General features: G+C 42.5%; 18 protein-coding genes. All 18 read left to right on the top strand.

Going from position 1 to position 17,550, the window contains the following annotated elements; translation table 11 throughout:
• Nucleotides 1–106 precede the first annotated feature (106 nt).
• The 18 genes from YK48G_RS13000 to uvrB all read left to right on the top strand — a co-directional run bounded on the left by YK48G_RS13000 (nucleotide 107) and on the right by uvrB (nucleotide 17,542).
• Entirely contained in the window at nucleotides 107–1,267 is a 1,161-nt protein-coding gene (locus YK48G_RS13000) for a PDZ domain-containing protein (protein WP_203631134.1), read from the top strand.
• Between the two features lie 10 nt (nucleotides 1,268–1,277).
• Nucleotides 1,278–1,997, top strand: a complete 720-nt coding sequence (locus YK48G_RS12995; protein ID WP_284692045.1) for a response regulator transcription factor — start codon at nucleotides 1,278–1,280, stop codon at nucleotides 1,995–1,997.
• Nucleotides 1,963–3,357: a sensor histidine kinase gene (locus tag YK48G_RS12990; protein WP_232365382.1), complete on the top strand. Its 1,395-nt coding sequence runs from the start codon at nucleotides 1,963–1,965 to the stop codon at nucleotides 3,355–3,357. The genes YK48G_RS12995 and YK48G_RS12990 overlap by 35 nt, the downstream gene beginning before the upstream one ends.
• A gap of 455 nt (nucleotides 3,358–3,812) precedes the next feature.
• Nucleotides 3,813–4,697, top strand: a complete 885-nt coding sequence (locus YK48G_RS12985) for a phosphate ABC transporter substrate-binding protein PstS family protein (protein WP_203631133.1) — start codon at nucleotides 3,813–3,815, stop codon at nucleotides 4,695–4,697.
• Between the two features lie 2 nt (nucleotides 4,698–4,699).
• On the top strand, nucleotides 4,700–5,632 hold the full coding sequence (gene pstC, locus YK48G_RS12980) for a phosphate ABC transporter permease subunit PstC (RefSeq protein WP_203631132.1): 933 nt from the start codon (nucleotides 4,700–4,702) through the stop codon (nucleotides 5,630–5,632).
• The gene (gene pstA / locus YK48G_RS12975; RefSeq protein ID WP_203631131.1) at nucleotides 5,629–6,519 is read left to right on the top strand and encodes a phosphate ABC transporter permease PstA; all 891 of its coding nucleotides are present in this window, start codon (nucleotides 5,629–5,631) and stop codon (nucleotides 6,517–6,519) included. Before pstC ends, pstA begins: the two co-directional genes overlap by 4 nt.
• Before the next feature lie 14 nt (nucleotides 6,520–6,533).
• On the top strand, nucleotides 6,534–7,340 hold the full coding sequence (pstB, locus tag YK48G_RS12970) for a phosphate ABC transporter ATP-binding protein PstB (RefSeq protein ID WP_203631130.1): 807 nt from the start codon (nucleotides 6,534–6,536) through the stop codon (nucleotides 7,338–7,340).
• A gap of 14 nt (nucleotides 7,341–7,354) precedes the next feature.
• Nucleotides 7,355–8,113: a phosphate ABC transporter ATP-binding protein PstB gene (gene pstB / locus YK48G_RS12965; protein ID WP_203631129.1), complete on the top strand. Its 759-nt coding sequence runs from the start codon at nucleotides 7,355–7,357 to the stop codon at nucleotides 8,111–8,113.
• Between the two features lie 11 nt (nucleotides 8,114–8,124).
• Nucleotides 8,125–8,781 (top strand): phosphate signaling complex protein PhoU, encoded by a 657-nt coding sequence (phoU, locus tag YK48G_RS12960; protein WP_203631128.1) that lies wholly within the window; start codon nucleotides 8,125–8,127, stop codon nucleotides 8,779–8,781.
• 184 nt (nucleotides 8,782–8,965) lie between these two features.
• Complete coding sequence (locus YK48G_RS12955) at nucleotides 8,966–9,295, top strand: PspC domain-containing protein (protein ID WP_203631127.1); 330 nt, start codon at nucleotides 8,966–8,968, stop codon at nucleotides 9,293–9,295.
• On the top strand, nucleotides 9,292–9,639 hold the full coding sequence (locus YK48G_RS12950; protein ID WP_203631126.1) for a phage holin family protein: 348 nt from the start codon (nucleotides 9,292–9,294) through the stop codon (nucleotides 9,637–9,639). Before YK48G_RS12955 ends, YK48G_RS12950 begins: the two co-directional genes overlap by 4 nt.
• Before the next feature lie 55 nt (nucleotides 9,640–9,694).
• Complete coding sequence (gene hprK / locus YK48G_RS12945; protein ID WP_203631125.1) at nucleotides 9,695–10,723, top strand: HPr(Ser) kinase/phosphatase; 1,029 nt, start codon at nucleotides 9,695–9,697, stop codon at nucleotides 10,721–10,723.
• An 8-nt stretch (nucleotides 10,724–10,731) separates the two neighbouring features.
• The gene (gene lgt, locus YK48G_RS12940; protein ID WP_284692047.1) at nucleotides 10,732–11,592 is read left to right on the top strand and encodes a prolipoprotein diacylglyceryl transferase; all 861 of its coding nucleotides are present in this window, start codon (nucleotides 10,732–10,734) and stop codon (nucleotides 11,590–11,592) included.
• Complete coding sequence (locus YK48G_RS12935; RefSeq protein ID WP_203631124.1) at nucleotides 11,585–12,601, top strand: NAD(P)H-dependent glycerol-3-phosphate dehydrogenase; 1,017 nt, start codon at nucleotides 11,585–11,587, stop codon at nucleotides 12,599–12,601. The genes lgt and YK48G_RS12935 overlap by 8 nt, the downstream gene beginning before the upstream one ends.
• 33 nt (nucleotides 12,602–12,634) lie before the next feature.
• Nucleotides 12,635–13,537 carry a UTP--glucose-1-phosphate uridylyltransferase GalU gene (gene galU / locus YK48G_RS12930; RefSeq protein ID WP_203631123.1) on the top strand — a complete coding sequence of 301 codons (903 nt, stop codon included), beginning with the start codon at nucleotides 12,635–12,637 and terminating at the stop codon, nucleotides 13,535–13,537.
• Between the two features lie 149 nt (nucleotides 13,538–13,686).
• Nucleotides 13,687–14,637, top strand: coding sequence for a thioredoxin-disulfide reductase (gene trxB / locus YK48G_RS12925; protein ID WP_203631122.1), 951 nt, complete (start codon nucleotides 13,687–13,689; stop codon nucleotides 14,635–14,637).
• Nucleotides 14,638–14,765: 128 nt separating this feature from the next.
• Entirely contained in the window at nucleotides 14,766–15,416 is a 651-nt protein-coding gene (locus tag YK48G_RS12920; RefSeq protein ID WP_203631121.1) for a YfbR-like 5'-deoxynucleotidase, read from the top strand.
• Between the two features lie 122 nt (nucleotides 15,417–15,538).
• Nucleotides 15,539–17,542, top strand: coding sequence for an excinuclease ABC subunit UvrB (gene uvrB, locus YK48G_RS12915; RefSeq protein WP_284692044.1), 2,004 nt, complete (start codon nucleotides 15,539–15,541; stop codon nucleotides 17,540–17,542).
• The last annotated feature ends 8 nt before the right edge of the window (nucleotides 17,543–17,550 follow it).

The following is a 17,550-nucleotide window of genomic DNA, read 5'->3' as shown; positions in this document are numbered from 1 at the left end:
AGCAGTTCGCTTTTGCATTATTTAATGAGTTATGCCCAGCCTACTTTTCCTCGCGTTGTGATAAATGATATACTAGCTGTATAATATTCGTGAGGGCATAAACATAATGAAAATAATACTTGCAATTGGTTTTTATATCTTACAGCCCGCGTTGTGGGTGGGATTAATAAGAAGTTACCTGATTTATCATCAACGCATTAAGCGAGAACGAAAATTGTTTAATTCTGCAATCTATGAGGATTTCTACGAGGGACGCCACTTTGTTCGAGGTGGCTTAATATTAGGGATATCGGTTTCTGTTTTATTAGGCTGGTTTTTAACGGTTTCAGTTGGTTGGCTGATACTATATCAGCTGTTGGTCTTAATCCTTTTAATCATCGTTCCTAATTTAATTGCTGCAGTTACCGCGATGGCCTTAGCCAGTTTATTGATTCTCAACTTGCCAAGTTTGGCGTTTCTTGATCCGATTGAGGATTGGCTGGGGCGTTTAGGGTTGATGAGTCAAGTTACGAATCCTTTGAGCTACTTGGTTTTAATGACAGTGACCCTTTTATTAACTGGACTGTTCATTCGAATGAACGCTGGGAAATTTGATTCACCAACAATTGCTCGAAACACCCGCCATACCAAGGTAGCCGTTTACAGGTTTAACGAATTAACGTTAATCCCATTGTTATTATTTGTTCCTGGGGATTGGTTTAGCAGTGACCTATCATTTATCCCGTTCTTTCAAATTGCGGGTCATCGGTATGCAATTTTGATTATTCCGTTCCTGTTAGGCTTAAAATTAACCGTTAGAAAAAGTGTGCCGCGTCAATTTTTTCTCAACTTAAGTCAAACTATTTTTTACTTGGTGATCTTAGGCTTGGGATTAATTGTGATAAGTCAATTTTACCCACAGATGATTACACCATCACTTGCAATCCTGCTTGGTGGCTATTATATTGTTATCGGGTTGGCAAAGTACCGAGACCGCCAAGTCAATTTTGAATATAGTGAAGTCATGGATGGCATTCGCGTTATTGGGATCCAGCCAGGAACTCCCGCAGCCAAAATGGATCTTAAGATTGGGGATGTTATCTTGAGCGTCAATGGCGTCAACGTGGCTAATGAAGATGAGTTTTATCGAGCTTTGTCAACGAACGCAACGTATTGTCGGTTCAAAGTTCGCGACCGTAATGATCAACTCAAAATGACGGAATCGGCAATTTTTAAAAACTCTCCGCATGAAATTGGGGTAAAGACATACACTCAGGCTATGAAGTAGGAGGATTATCGTGAAAAAAGTTTTGGTGGTTGATGATGAGCCGGCAATTGTAACCCTGCTTGAATACAACTTAAAGCAGGCAAACTTTGAAGTTGCGAGCGCGACTAATGGGGTTGATGCACTCTCAATGGCTGAGCATGGTACTTTTGACATTGTTTTGCTGGATTTAATGCTTCCAGAAATGAGTGGTGAGCAAGTTCTCAAACAACTGCGGATGGATCGGAATGATACACCAGTTATTTTACTGACCGCCAAGGATACTGAGTTTGATAAGGTATTTGGATTGGAAATGGGCGCTGATGATTATATCCCCAAACCCTTTAGCCCTCGTGAAGTGATCGCTCGGATTAACGCAGTGTTGCGTCGCTATGAAAAGAGTGCCGCCACCAGTACTCCGGCTAAGGCAGATCAAGATATTGAAGTTGCTGGACCGTTTAAGATTGATCACAAAAAATATCGAGTAAGCGCTCATTCAAAGAATTTAAAGCTGACACCAAAGGAATTTGAACTCATGCAGTACTTAGCCGGTCATGAAAATCAAGTTTTAAGCCGCGACCAGTTACTAGCAGGTGTCTGGGGATTTGACTATAGCGGCCAAAGCCGAATGGTTGATATTCAAATCGCCCATTTAAGAGAAAAAATTGAACCGGATCCTAAAACGCCTAAGTATTTAAAAACTGTTCGGGGATTTGGCTATGAATTCTCAACTGGGGATGACGACGCTGAATAAAATTGCCAAACAAATTTTAATTATCTTATTACTAAGCATTGCCGAACTGGTTATGCTTTTTTATGCTTTTAATGACCGTGATCGCAGCTTAGTGGCTCTCAGTGCATTGATGCTGATTGTGATTTTAATAACTGCCATCTCATTGCAAATTGGTTATCATCGGCATGAAAAAATTTTAAAGCAACTGGAATCAATGACGACTAATATCGTGAATCACCAACCGGCAGCGCCTTTATTTGTGGCACCTGCCAACCCTTATAAAGGGATCGCGGATCAATTGAACGAATTACAATCCCGGCAGCAAGATGAAAGTAAAAGCATTGAAAATAGCAATACAGAGTTAATTACGATTTTGTCGAGTTTACCTGTTGGCATTATGGTCATCGACTCGTCTCATGATGTGATTTTCTCCAATCATAAGATGGCGGCTATGCTTGCCAAACCCATCTTGAATCAGGTTCACCCATATACGCAAGACATTCGGAATTATCAGTTACTTTCGTTAATTGATAATGTTTTTGATAATCATCAATCTCAGCAGGCCGAGGTAAGAAGCGTCAGTGATCCTTCAACTACCTGGGATACCAGTGTGTTATTTAACCAGTTAGAAAATGACTTTCATATCTTAGTGATTATTTATGATATTTCGGATTTAATTAACGTCAAGCAAATGCAGATTGATTTTTTACGTAATGCCAGTCACGAACTGAAAACACCGATTACGGCAATCTCTGGCTTTACTAAAACGTTACTTGATGGGGCGATGGATGATCGTAAAAGTTTAGTTGAATTTCTGAAAATTATTGACCAACAAAGTGAACAGCTGGCTTCTTTAGTTCAAGATGTTCTGACCATTTCACATATTCAAAATGGCCGCGACTATCAATATAAGGTTATCCATTTGCGAACCTTTATCGACTCGGAATTAACGTCATACCAATCAATTGCCAAGGGGCAGCAGATTACGATTAATAATCACGTTTTAGACGGCGTCAAGGTTAATACTGATACTAAAATGCTGACACGTATTCTACGAAACTTAGTGAGCAATGCCATCAAGTACAACCGAAAGGATGGCGAAATTAATATTGACTATGCCGCCAATGACAGTTATTGGGAACTTAGAGTTGCCGATACAGGGATTGGCATTGCGCAAAAGGACGTTTCGCGATTATTTGAACGCTTCTATCGGGTAGATGATTCCAGAACGAAACAAAAGGTGAGTGGAACGGGCTTGGGCTTGTCCATTGTCAAAGAATTGGTTGATGCAATCGGTGGCACGATTCAAGTCAAAAGCCAACGAGGCGTTGGTTCCACGTTTACGGTCAAGTTTCCGATCGTCACAGAAGATGATCAGTAATTGAGCAGTCGTTTGATTAATTTAACAACGCAAAACAGCAGACAAACGGGGCTAAGTACTTGGCTTCAATAATTATTCGCAGCGCAATTAACCGCAGTTAGTGGCAGGTTTGCGCTGCTTTACTATCTACAAATTAAGTGGTGCAATCAAGTTAATCGATGAGAACCGTTTACAATTAGTCCGATTATGACCAATCCAACTCAAAGTAAGTAACCCCCTATCATATTTACATAATCTTTACATTCGACTGGTCAAAAATTTACATTGATTTAATACAATAACAAGTGGAGACAAAGACAGCTACGCAAAGCAAAAGCTTGCGCCTGGATTCGCTTGCCCAAAAATCCAAGTTTGGGATTTTGGAAAAAGATTCGGCGTGGGCAGCCGTGAAATGTTTAATCGACTTGGCGATTTTTAATCGCTTTGCTCCGCTCACTTTATGAGGAGGTATTTTGATGCGAAAGCGAACGCTTATGAAATGGTTGATTGCAGCTGTGATTGTAGTTGCTGGGTTTGGTGCTTACGCAGCCCGTAGTAAAGAGGCAACGAATCAACAATCGATTACGGCCGTTGGGTCAACTGCTCTGCAGCCATTGGTTGAAGCGGCCAGTGAACAATATGCTGGTGATCATGCGGGAATCTTTATCAATGTTCAAGGTGGTGGTTCCGGCACTGGGTTAAGTCAAATCGAATCAGGAGCCGTTCAGATGGGCAACTCTGATTTGTTTGCCGAAGAAAAAGCTGGAATCAACCCAAAGGGCTTAGTTGATCACAAAATAGCGGTTGTTGGCGTAACCCCCATCGTTAATAACGATGTCAATGTCAATCATCTATCAACCAAGCAATTAATTGATATTTTTACTGGCAAAATTACAAATTGGCGCCAAGTCGGTGGTCCTAATATTGCCATTACGTTGATTAATCGTTCGCAGGGCAGTGGCACCCGGGTTACATTTGAACAGTATGGTCTAAAGGGTCATGAGAGCGCGGTTGCCCAAGAACAGGATTCTTCGGGAACCGTTCGCCAGATTGTTTCATCAACTCCTGGGGCAATTAGCTACGTTTCCTTTGGCTACGTGAACAAGTCCGTGCAGCCAATTAGTATTGACGGCGTTCGGCCGACTGAAGAAAACGTGATTCATAATCGGTGGAAAATCTGGTCGTACGAGCATATTTATACGCGTGGTCAGCCGACGGGGCTCACAAAGAAATTCTTGCAATATCTGAAAACCAACCACATTCAAACGACGTTATTTAACAAACTTGGCTATATCTCCGTGAAACATATGCAATACCAACGAAGCTGGCAGGGTAAAATCACTAAGGGATCGGGGGAATAGCAATGCAGCAGAATCAAAAGTTAGCCAAGCAATTAATGAAAAAATCGAAAACGGCCCGCTATGAGCGGTTTGGTCACCTACTAAGTCTTTCGGCTTTGCTATTAATTATGGCAATTGTTTTGGGCATTATTATATTCATTGCCACCAAAGGGCTATCAACGTTTTTTAAAGATCACATTAGCTTGAAAGACTTTTTTGGCGGCGTGATTTGGAATCCCGGCACCCAAACCCCCAGTGGGCAGCAAGCGGTTGGCGCATTGCCAATGATCGTCGGTTCATTTTTAGTAACAATCTTAGCGGCGGTTGTTTCAACCCCGTTTGCAATTGGAACGGCCGTTTACATGACAGAAATTTCGCCGAAACGGGGAGCTAAAATTTTACAGCCAGTTACAGAATTGCTGGTGGGGATTCCTTCGGTTGTTTACGGTTTTATCGGTCTTTCAGTGGTTGTGCCGTTTGTTCGCCATACATTTGGAGGCAGTGGCTTTGGAATTTTATCCGGAACCTTCGTTTTGTTTGTCATGATCTTACCAACAATTGTTTCAATGACCGTTGATTCACTCAAGGCGGTTCCCAAATATTATCGACAAGCTTCTTTAGCTTTAGGGGCGACTAAATGGCAGACAATCTGGAAAGTTGTCCTGCGAGCCGCAACCCCGGGAATCTTAACAGCAATCGTTTTTGGGATGGCGCGGGCCTTTGGCGAAGCGCTAGCCGTTCAAATGGTCATTGGCAATGCTGCCTTGATGCCCCATAATTTAGTCTCGCCAGCGTCAACGTTGACGTCCGTTCTAACCGCTGGCATGGGCAATACCGTCATGGGATCCTTGCAAAATGACGCCCTGTGGTCACTCGCCCTCGTATTACTGGTGATGTCGTTGTTCTTTAACTTGCTGGTTCACTTTATTGGTCGGAAGGGAGCGTTTAAGAAATGAATCGAACGCAAAAACAAAGTCGCACGGCTATCTTGATTCTGAGACTAATCGCAGGACTGGTTGTCTTAATCTTAGCTTTTTTAATTGGCTATATTTTTATCACCGGCCTACCAAACGTGAGTTGGCGGTTTTTGACATCACCAGCTAAGGCATTTACGGCAGGCGGCGGGATTGGTATTCAGCTTTTTAACTCGATTTACTTACTCATTTTAGCAATGTTGATTTCACTCCCGATTGCCCTAGGTGCGTCAATTTACCTCAATGAATATGCCAAGGATAATTGGTTTACCTCAACGATTCGAACGGCAATTGAAATTTTGAGTTCATTACCATCCGTTGTCGTTGGCCTGTTTGGCTTCTTATTGTTTGTGATCCAGTTTAATTACGGCTTTTCGATTATTTCCGGGGCCCTAACCCTCACAATTTTTAATCTACCGTTGTTAACACGCAACATCGAAGAGGCCTTGGCCGGCGTTTCCGATGATCAACGTCAGGGCGGTTTGGGACTTGGATTATCAAAGTATGAAACCATTATCCATATCGTAGTGCCAGCTGCTTTGCCGGGCATCATTAGCGGGATTATTCTTTGTTCTGGGCGGGTGTTCGGCGAGGCGGCCGCTTTAATTTACACGGCCGGCCAAAGCGCGCCAGCATTGAACTTTGGCGATTGGAACCCGTTTAATATCGATAGTCCCCTTAGCCCGTTGAGACCTGCTGAAACGTTGGCTGTTCACATTTGGAAAATCAACTCAGAGGGGATTATGCCTGATCTCACCAAAGTTTCGTCAGGCGCAGCTGCCGTGCTTGTTCTGGCAATTCTGATTTTTAATCTATCAGCAAGGTATATTGGTCGAAAAGTGTTTGAAAAAATGACGTCCGTTAATTAGTGAGGAGTGAAGAGATGCTAAATTCAAACAATCCAACTGATCGCTTTATCTATCACTTTAATCCAGAAGAAACAACGATCACCATGCAAACCAAGAACCTGGAAGTTTACTATGGTAAAACCTTGGCAATGCAGCACGCGGATATTCAGTTCAAACAAAACACGATTACAGCCTTAATTGGGCCTTCCGGTTCTGGGAAATCCACTTTTTTAAGGTCACTTAACCGCATGAATGATGACGTTGCGACCGTTAAGGGACAAATTCTGTATCAAGGCGTCGATATTAATCAGCCCAAAATTGATGTGTACGAAGTTCGAAGACGAATTGGGATGGTTTTTCAGCGGCCTAATCCATTTGCCAAATCCATTTATGGCAACATTACATTTGCTTTAGAACGACGAGGGATCCATGATAAACGGGTTTTGGACGAAGTCGTTGAAAAAACGCTGAAGCAAGCAGCCGTTTGGGATCAAGTTAAAGATAATCTTCACAAAAGTGCCCTGTCATTGTCAGGCGGGCAAGCCCAGCGTGTCTGTATCGCTAGGGCTTTAGCCGTCCAACCAGATGTCTTATTACTTGACGAACCAGCTAGTGCTCTGGACCCCGTTTCAACCCAGCAATTGGAGCAGACCTTGCGGGAATTAAAGCAGGATTACACAATTATTATTGTAACTCATAATATGCAACAAGCAGCGCGTCTAAGCGACTATACCGTTTTCTTTAACCTTGGTGAAGCAATTGAGTACAATAAGACACGAAAAGTCTTTACCCGGCCAAAGATTGAATTAACTGATGATTACGTTTCGGGAAACTTTGGATAGATAGGAGGATAACGATGGACAAACCGATTATTTCAGCTCAAAATTTGGACTTATTCTACGGTGACTTTCAAGCACTTCACGGCATCAATCTTGATTTTGACGCGAACAAAATTTCTGCGTTGATTGGACCATCTGGCTGTGGAAAGTCAACTTTTCTGCGTTGCTTGAACCGAATGAACGATATGATTGACGGGGTCAAAATTACGGGAACCGTTCAATTCCATGGTCAAGATATTTACTCACCGCAAGTTAATCTGGTTGAATTACGCAAGTCAATTGGCATGGTGTTTCAACAGCCTAATCCGTTTCCGTTTTCAGTCTACGATAACATTACTTATGGCCTGAGAATTGCGGGCGTTCGCGACAAGCAGCAGCTTGATGCGATTGTTGAACGTAGTTTAAAGCAAGCGGCCGTTTGGGATGAAATAAAAGATAATTTATATGATAATGCGTTGGCCTTTTCTGGCGGTCAACAGCAGCGAATTTGTATTGCCCGGGTCCTGGCGGTTTCCCCATCAGTTATTCTAATGGACGAACCGACCAGTGCGCTTGATCCCATCTCCAGTGCCAAAATTGAAAATACCTTGTTGGAATTAAAAAAAGACTATACTATTATTATTGTGACCCACAACCTTCAGCAGGCTTCCCGAATTTCGGATAAGACGGCTTTCTTTATGGAAGGGCGAATTGTGGAGTATGATGATACCACGAAAATGTTTGTGAATCCTGATGATAAGCAAACCGAAGATTACGTCAGTGGACGATTCGGATAGGAGAGAAGTGTATGGGGAAAGTTTTTGATGAAGAGATTATGACACTTAAGTCGGATTTTATGAAATTGGGGGCATTGGTCAGCCAAGCCGTTGCCAATGCCGGTCACGCATTCATTGATCATGACACCAAGGCCGCCGATACGGTCATTACCAATGACCACGAGATTAACCATTTGCAAATCCACATTGAAAAGCGCTCATTTGAGATGATTGCGTTGTACCAACCGGTAACTGGCGATTTGCGAGAAGTTGTTGGCATTTTAAAAGCCGTTACTGATTTGGAACGGGCCGGCGATCATGCGCGAAATATTGCCAGGTCAACTATTAGCATCAAAGGCGAAGAACGGATTCCAGAAGTTGAAACCATTATTGCCGCAATGGCCAAAGAAGTCAGCCAACAGTACAATGAATCAATTGACTCATACGGAGAAGCTGATGAAAAAAAGGCTAAACAAACTGCTCAGCAATACGATCAAAAAATTGACCAACTGTATGACGACATTGCTGCACCGAGTTATCAAGCAATGGCTAAGCATCCAGATATTGTAAATTCGGCCATCATTTACTTAAACGTCGCAAAGGATTTAGGGCGAATTAGCGATTACAGCACGAATATCTGTGAGTGGACGGTTTATTTAGCAACTGGTAAAATTATTGAATTAAATTAAGAATGGCTATTTTTTGCACTGCAGACTTGATTGCAGTGTTTTTTTTAGATAGGCTTAACTTAAGAGTAGCGGGCGCGCTAGGCAACTAGAAATCAGATCACTCGATTCTAAGATTTAAATGGGTGGGACTGGTGAGTAGATTTTTGCCGATAGAGTTGCCCTGCAATTGACTGGAGGTAGTCGTATGAATAATGGCAAAAAGTTATATCGTTCAGGAACTGATCGGATCATTGCCGGTGTCTTAGGTGGGATTTCTGATTACTTTGGTTGGAATTCGACTCTCGTAAGAATTTTATATGTCGTACTGGCCCTTACGCCTGGCATTAATTTATTAGCGATTCTTTCATATGTTGTGATGATCGCAATAATGCCAAGCTCCCAGTCAGGAGACTCCGCATTCAATCAATTTAAGTCGGGAATGGCAACCCGTGATCCGGCTAAGAAATCTAGAAAAGTGATTCATGATGTTGAAGAAAAAAATGTCGATGATCATCAGAAAAGAGGCCAATCGTGAGATTCTTGACGACCGTACTAGTAGACACTTTGTTATTTGTCGCGTTAAGCGGATTTTTCCCGGCTAATTTTTACGTTGCCAGTGTTGGCATTGCCGTAATTGCGGCCGTGGTCTTAGCAATTTTAAACTTAGTTGTCCGGCCGATTGTGACGATTTTATCGCTGCCAATTAATTTTTTGACGTTAGGGCTCTTTTCAATTGTGATTAACGGCTTGATGCTGGAAATGACTTCGGCCATTGTTGGAGCAGGCTTTCGGTTCTCTTCTTTTTGGATGGCGATGTTAGCCGCTGTTTTGATGTCTGTGGTGAGTACGATTATTGCCCAATATTTTCGCAAGTCCTAAAGACGAAATGAGTTGGACGTGCTAAAATTATAGTGATTATTAAGGAGTGATAAGCGTGGCCGATAGTGTAAGCGTTGCTGATTTGGTAACAAATGCCAGATTGGATGTCTATTATGGCAAAGAGTATTTGGATAAGCGGACGATTTCGACAAGTGATATTTCTAGGCCGGGTCTGGAGTTGACTGGATTTTTCAATTATTATCCAGCAAAGCGGATCCAATTGTTGGGGATTACTGAGATCTCTTATTCAAAGGGCATGAGTCATGAAGAGTTGTTAGACGTCATGAAAAAAATGTGCCAACCACAAACGCCGGCGTTCGTCGTGTCGACGCAACTGGATCCACCAGAAGAACTGCTGCAAGCTGCCCAAGACCAACATATCCCGGTACTGGGGTCTAAATTAACGACTTCTCGGGTTCTAAGTAATATGACGAATTACTTGGAAGACAAATTGGCCGAAAGAAAGTCCATTCACGGCGTTTTAGTGGATGTCTATGGCCTAGGCATTCTGATCACGGGTGATAGTGGTATTGGTAAAAGTGAAACAGCGCTTGAATTAGTTAAACGAGGCCATCGACTCATTGCTGATGACCGAGTAGAAGTTTATCAACAAAATGAGCAGACACTGGTTGGAACGGCGCCGGCAATTTTAAGGCATCTCCTCGAAATTAGGGGGATTGGCATTATTGATGTCATGACCCTTTTTGGAACGGGGGCGGTTAGGAGCCAAACAACGGTTTCGTTGATTATTCACTTAGCTAATTACACAAAAGAAGCCAAATTCGATCGATTAGGAAATGGGACAGAAAACGTGCATATTTTTGACGTTGATGTGCCGAAGATCACGATCCCGGTTCGAACCGGTCGAAATTTGGCAATTATTATCGAAGCAGCGGCAATGAACTTCCGAGCACAAAGCATGGGGTATGACGCCACCGAAACTTTTGATCGGAATCTAAATAATCTTATTAAGGTCAATAGCCAAAATGATGCGACCCAGAAGCAAAAAGAAAAGGCCGTTGAGCAACAGAACAAAAAGTCAATTAATGAAAATAACCAAAAAAGTGATGATGGTGGGAGATAACTGTGTTGTTGAATTTAAAAACTTTGGCGTTAAATCCGATTGCATTTAACTTAGGGCCAATCGAAGTGCATTGGTATGGCATCATTATCGCCAGTGGCGTCATTCTAGCCGTTTATCTTGCTGTAAGTGAGGGTAAGCGACGCGGGATTAATCCCGATGACATTTATGACATGATCTTGTGGGCGTTACCAGCCGCATTAATCTGTGCCAGATTGTATTACGTTATTTTTCAGTGGGGCTATTATAAGGATAACCCGGGTGAAATTATCAAGATTTGGGATGGCGGTATTGCAATATATGGCTCATTGATTGGTGCGATGATCGTCGTCATTTGGTTTTGTCGAAAGCGGTTTATTCCCGTTTGGCTGATGCTTGATGTTGCGGCGCCGACTGTTATTTTGGCGCAGTCCATTGGCCGCTGGGGTAATTTCATGAACCAAGAAGCTTTCGGGAAGCCGACGACCTTACACTACTTGCAGGGATTACATCTTCCTCAATTTATTATTAACCAGATGAATATCAGTGGGGCTTATCGACAGCCGACTTTCTTGTATGAATCGCTGTGGAGCTTACTGGGGTTTTGCGTATTAATGGTCTTACGGCATAATCCGCATTTGTTCAAGCAAGGGGAAGTCTTTCTTGCGTATGTCATGTGGTATTCATTTGGGAGATTTTTTGTCGAAGGCATGCGAACCGATAGTTTGATGCTATTTAATTTACGGGTATCACAGATTCTTTCAGTCATTTTATTTTTTGGTGCGATGGCCTTGATTGGCTATCGTCGAAGGACTCAAGATAATCCTTGGTATCTAGCCGGGTCGAATCTTAGAAGAAAAACAATGCCAACAAAGGAGAAAAATAATGTCTAAAAAAGTTGCAGTACTTGGAGCCGGATCTTGGGGAAGCGTTTTGGCAAGCTTGCTCGATGAAAATGGGTCAAATGTGAAACTGTGGTCTTATAATGCCGAGCAGGTCAAGGAGTTTAATGAAAAGCACACTAATTCGAAGTACATTAAGAATTTAACGTTTTCAAGTTCCATCGTTGCTTATCATGATTTAGCAGAAGCAATTGATGGTGTTGACTACATACTTTTCGTTGTCCCGACTCAAGTAACCAGGTCGGTTGCTAAGCAAGTAGCTGAAATATTAGCCGAGAAAAACCAAGTGGTGAACATTATTCATGCGTCAAAGGGCATCGAAGAAAAAACGTACTTGCGGCTTTCACAGGTGCTTGCCCAAGAAATTAACCCTAAAAATCGCAAGTCGATTTCGGTCATTTCTGGTCCAAGTCATGCAGAAGATGTGGCGATCAAAGACATTACATTGGTAACCGTTGCCAGCAATGACCAACAAGCTGCTAAAGAAATTCAGGGCTTGTTTATGAATGATTATTTCCGAACATATACAAGCGATGATGTCATTGGCGTCGAAATTGGAGCGGCTTTGAAAAATATTATTGCTTTAGGCGCTGGTGCGTTATATGGGCTTGGCTACAAGGACAATGCTAAGGCGGCTTTAATGACGCGTGGGTTAGCGGAAATCTCGCGTTTAGGGACTTCATTTGGTGCTAATCCGTTGACTTTCATCGGTTTATCTGGTGTCGGTGATATTATTGTGACCGCCACCAGTCGAAATTCTAGAAATTGGCGGGCTGGTAATGAACTTGGCCAAGGCAAGCCACTCGCCGAGGTGGTTAAAAGTATGGGCATGGTCATCGAAGGCATTGCCACGACACGCGCTGCTTATGAGTTGTCCAAAAAGCGTGGGGTTGAAATGCCGATTACAAGCGCTATTTATCATGTCCTTTACGATGGGGCTGATATCAAAGAAACGATTCACCAGTTGATGACTCGAGAGGGTCGCTCAGAAATTGGCTAGTGATTTAGTTATAAAGAAAGTGTGGGACATAATATGCAAAGAAAAGTAACGAAAGCCGTTATTCCGGCGGCGGGACTTGGAACACGGTTTTTACCAGAAACCAAGGCGTTGCCAAAGGAAATGTTACCAATTGTTGATACACCAACGATTCAGTTTATCGTCGAAGAAGCTAAAAAATCAGGTATCCGAGATATTGTCATTGTGATTGGCAAGGGCAAGCGCTCGATTGAAGACCACTTTGATTCTAATCCAGAGTTGGAAATGAATTTGGAAGATCGCCATAAGAATGATATTTTAGAGACGATTCGTAAAACTAACGATATGAATATTTATTTCATTCGCCAATCACACCCGCGAGGATTAGGTGATGCCATTTATACAGCCCGCAGTTTTATTAGTAATGAACCGTTTGTTGTGATGCTGGGCGATGACGTCATGGAAGATAAGGTACCACTGACCAAGCAATTGATGAATAGCTTTCAAGAAACTGGGGCATCGACGTTGGCTGTTAAGCGCGTTGCCCATAAAGATATTTCCAAATATGGTGTCATTGATCCTTCTGAAGAAGTTCGTCCGGGGTTATTTAACGTTAAAAAGTTTGTGGAAAAGCCATCCCCAGAAAAAGCACCTAGCGATTTGGCAATCATTGGCCGCTACTTGTTAACCCCAGAAATTTTCGGGATTCTAGAACATGCTAAACCGGATGCTTCTGGTGAAATTCAATTGACCTCGGCCATCGATGAGCTGAATCAAACTCAACGGGTATTTGCGCATGAGTTTAAAGGCAGTCGGTTTGATACGGGTAACAAACTGAGTTGGCTTAAAACCAATATTATCTTTGGCTTGCGGCACCCAGAAATTGCGACTGGCTTAAGAGCTTATTTAAAGGACTTAGGAAAACAGTTGGCCGATGAGGATAAACCAAGCAAGAGCTAATTACTAGACAGACTTACTTATTAATAGTACATTTAGATTTGTGAATAAGAAGCTGTTTTATTTAGCCAGCCAACTGTATTAAGCAAAAACCTGCCCAGAGCAAAGCTTGTACCTATGCTTTGCTTCACGCACTTACGAGGAGGATTTAAATGGCAAAAAAATATGATGTTGTGATTATTGGTGCCGGCCCCGGCGGAATGACCGCTGCGCTTTATGCATCACGAGCTAATTTATCAGTTGCAATGATTGACCGTGGGATCTATGGTGGCCAAATGAACAATACGGCTGCTATTGAGAATTATCCGGGTTTTAAGTCCATTATGGGACCGGACTTGGCTCAGGATATGTACGACAGTTCGATTAATTTTGGTGCCGAATATGTTTATGGTGCTGTCCAATCCATCGAGGATCATGGCGACACCAAATTAGTTAAGACTGATAGTGATGAGCTAGAAGCCAAAGTTGTAATTATCGCAACGGGATCTGAGTATAAAAAGCTCGGGGTTCCTGGCGAAAAAGACTATGGTGGCAAGGGTGTCTCCTACTGCGCGGTATGTGATGGGGCTTTCTTCAAGAATAAGCACGTCGTCGTTGTCGGCGGTGGTGATTCAGCAATCGAAGAGGCCACCTATTTAGCTGGGATCGTTGATCATGTAACGGTCATTCATCGGCGTGATCAATTGCGTGCCCAACAAGTGATTCAGGACCGCGCATTTGCGAATGATAAGATTGACTTCGTTTGGAACACCAACGTTACCGAAGTAGTTGGTGATGGCACTAAAGTTTCAGGTGTTAAGGTGCGTAATAACCAAACGAATGAAGAATCAACGATTGAAACGGCTGGTGTCTTCATTTACGTTGGTTTATTGCCAATGACGGAACCGTTTGCTGATCTTAAGATAACGAATGCTGATGGTTGGATCAAAACTGATGATCAAATGGCCACGGCCGTTCCAGGTATTTACGCAATTGGTGACGTTCGAGAAAAGAAGCTTCGTCAAATTACAACTGCCGTTGGTGAAGGCGGCATTGCTGGTCAACAGGCTTTTGAGTATATTGAATCCCATCGTTCTAGCGACAAGTCAGAAGTGACTCAATAATTAGATAAATGATTCGCATTTTGAGTTGAATGCGTTAATATGATAGTAAATGATAAAGAGGTTGGAGATTTTCCAGCCTCTTTAGTGTATGAAAATAATTTCATTGACTTGAAAGGGAGCTGCGAATCATGGGGATGCATCAATACTTGGAAAGTTTGGCCGAATTAGAATTAATTAACCGGGCCCCGGGATATTTTAAATTTGAACAGCACTCGGTTGCTGCCCACTCATTTAAAGTAACTGAAATTGCCCAATTTTTAGGTGATGTTGAAGAAAATGCCGGCCAAGAAATTAATTGGCGGCTGTTGTATGAAAAAGCACTTAACCATGACTACACTGAACGGTTTATTGGGGATATTAAAACGCCAGTCAAGTATGCGACACCAGTGCTAAGAAGTATGCTTGCTGACGTTGACGATAAATTAACAGAAAATTTTGTTGAAAATGAAATTCCAACAGAATTTCAAGCGGTTTATCGAAGACGATTATCAGAAGGCAAGGATTCGTCACTAGAGGGAAAAATCCTGGCGGTTGCGGATAAAGTTGATTTGCTATATGAATCATTTGGCGAAATCCAAAAAGGCAACCCAGAAGCTGTTTATCCAGAAATGTATAAAGAAAGTTTATCAACCATGCTGAAATATCGCGACATGGCTTGTGTGCGATATGTCATTACTAAGGTTATCCCAGAAATGTTGGCAGAAAACTTCACGACGCAGGAGAAGCTACGGAATTTAACACGAAAAGTTTTAAAAAAGGAACACGTTTCTAGTAATTAATCGTTGGCGAAAGTATGTTCGTATGGTAGAATAGCGTTGATAGTGGGGCTAATAAAGCAGGTTTTGCTTGTAGCCCCTTTAGTTTTGTACCGTTAATGTTGGACGTCAGGAGGAGTTTAAGATTGATCGAAAGAGAAAATGATCGGCAATTTGATTTAGTGTCTAAGTATAAGCCGACTGGCGACCAGCCACAGGCTATTCAGAAATTGGTTGCTGGTGTTAACGAAGGCGAAAAAGCGCAGATTTTGAAGGGTGCAACCGGTACTGGAAAAACATTTACGATCTCAAACGTGATTGCCCAAGTGAATAAACCGACGCTTGTTCTTTCACATAACAAGACCTTGGCGGGTCAATTATATAGTGAATTTAAGGAATTCTTTCCCAATAATGCAGTTGAATACTTTGTGAGTTATTACGATTATTATCAGCCAGAAGCTTACGTGCCGTCTAGTGATACTTACATTGAAAAGGATTCGGCCATTAATGATGAAATTGACCAGTTGCGTCATTCTGCGACGAGTTCATTACTGGAGCGAAACGATGTCATTGTGGTGGCATCAGTATCGTCAATTTTTGGGTTAGGTGATCCAAGCGAGTATCGGAATCACGTTGTTTCCTTGCGGGTTGGTCAAACGATTGAACGGGATCATTTTTTGCGACAACTGGTTGATATCCAGTATGACCGAAATGATATTGATTTTCAGCGCGGGCGGTTTCGCGTTCATGGTGACGTCGTCGAAGTTTTTCCAGCCTCTTGGGATGAGCACGCGTTTCGAATTGAATTCTTTGGTGATGAAATTGATCGCATTCGTGAAGTTGATACATTAACCGGCGAAGTGATTGGCGATCGAGAACATATCGCAATCTTTCCAGCGACACACTTTCTAACCAGCGATGATGTCATGAAATTAGCGCTCCCAGAAATTAAGGATGAAATGGATCATCAAGTTGCCAAGTTTGAAAAGGCAGGTAAGTTACTAGAAGCCCAACGACTCAAACAGCGAACAACGTATGATATTGAAATGATGAGAGAAATGGGCTATACCAGTGGCATTGAAAACTATTCTCGTTTTATGGATCGGCGAAAACCCGGTCAACCACCGTTTACCTTGCTCGATTTCTTTCCCAGTGATTTCTTGCTGGTAGTTGACGAATCTCATCAAACGATGCCGCAGATCCGCGGCATGTATCATGGAGATCAGGCGCGAAAGAAACAGTTGATTGATTACGGATTTCGATTGCCAAGTGCGTTGGATAACCGCCCGCTGACCCTTGAAGAATTTGAAAAACATGTTCATCAAATTATCTATATGTCGGCGACTCCCGGGCCTTATGAATTGGATCAGACATCTCATGTTGTGACTCAAGTTATTCGGCCGACTGGCTTGTTGGATCCAACGATTGATGTTCGGCCAATTATGGGTCAAATGGATGATTTAGTTGGCGAGATCAACAAGCGGGTCGATAAGCACGAACGGGTTTTTGTGACGACTTTGACAAAAAAGATGGCTGAAGATTTAACGGATTACCTAAAAGATTTGGGAATTAAAGTTAAATACCTGCATTCTGATATTAAAACGCTTGAACGAACACAGATTATTCGTGATCTGCGGCTTGGAAAATTTGATGTTTTGGTTGGCATTAACCTGCTACGGGAGGGAATTGATGTCCCAGAAGTTTCATTGGTTGCAATTCTGGATGCTGATAAGGAAGGTTTCCTGCGTAATGAACGGTCATTAATCCAAACGATTGGCCGCGCTTCGCGAAATGAGCACGGCGCCGTTATTATGTACGCCGATGAGGTAACCGATTCGATGCAAGCAGCCATTGACGAAACGGCCAAACGGCGAGCAATTCAAATTAAATATAATCAAGAACACGGGATCACGCCTAAAACAATCAAGAAGCCAATTCGTAACCTGATTTCAGTTACTAAAGATAGTGATGATACCGGTGAAAAGGATGACTTTGTTGAAAGTGATTTCGAACAAATGGCCAAAAAAGACCAGAAGAATATGCTGGCCAGATTAACGGAAGAGATGCGAGACGCCGCCAAGAAGCTGGATTTTGAACAGGCAGCAACCTTGCGTGATACAATTATTGAGCTAAAAGGTGAAATGAGTTAAAGGAGTAA

This window comes from Lentilactobacillus fungorum, assembly GCF_016860605.1.
GTDB classification, from domain to species: Bacteria; Bacillota; Bacilli; order Lactobacillales; family Lactobacillaceae; genus Lentilactobacillus; species Lentilactobacillus fungorum.
This window is presented reverse-complemented; position numbering and strand designations above follow the sequence as displayed.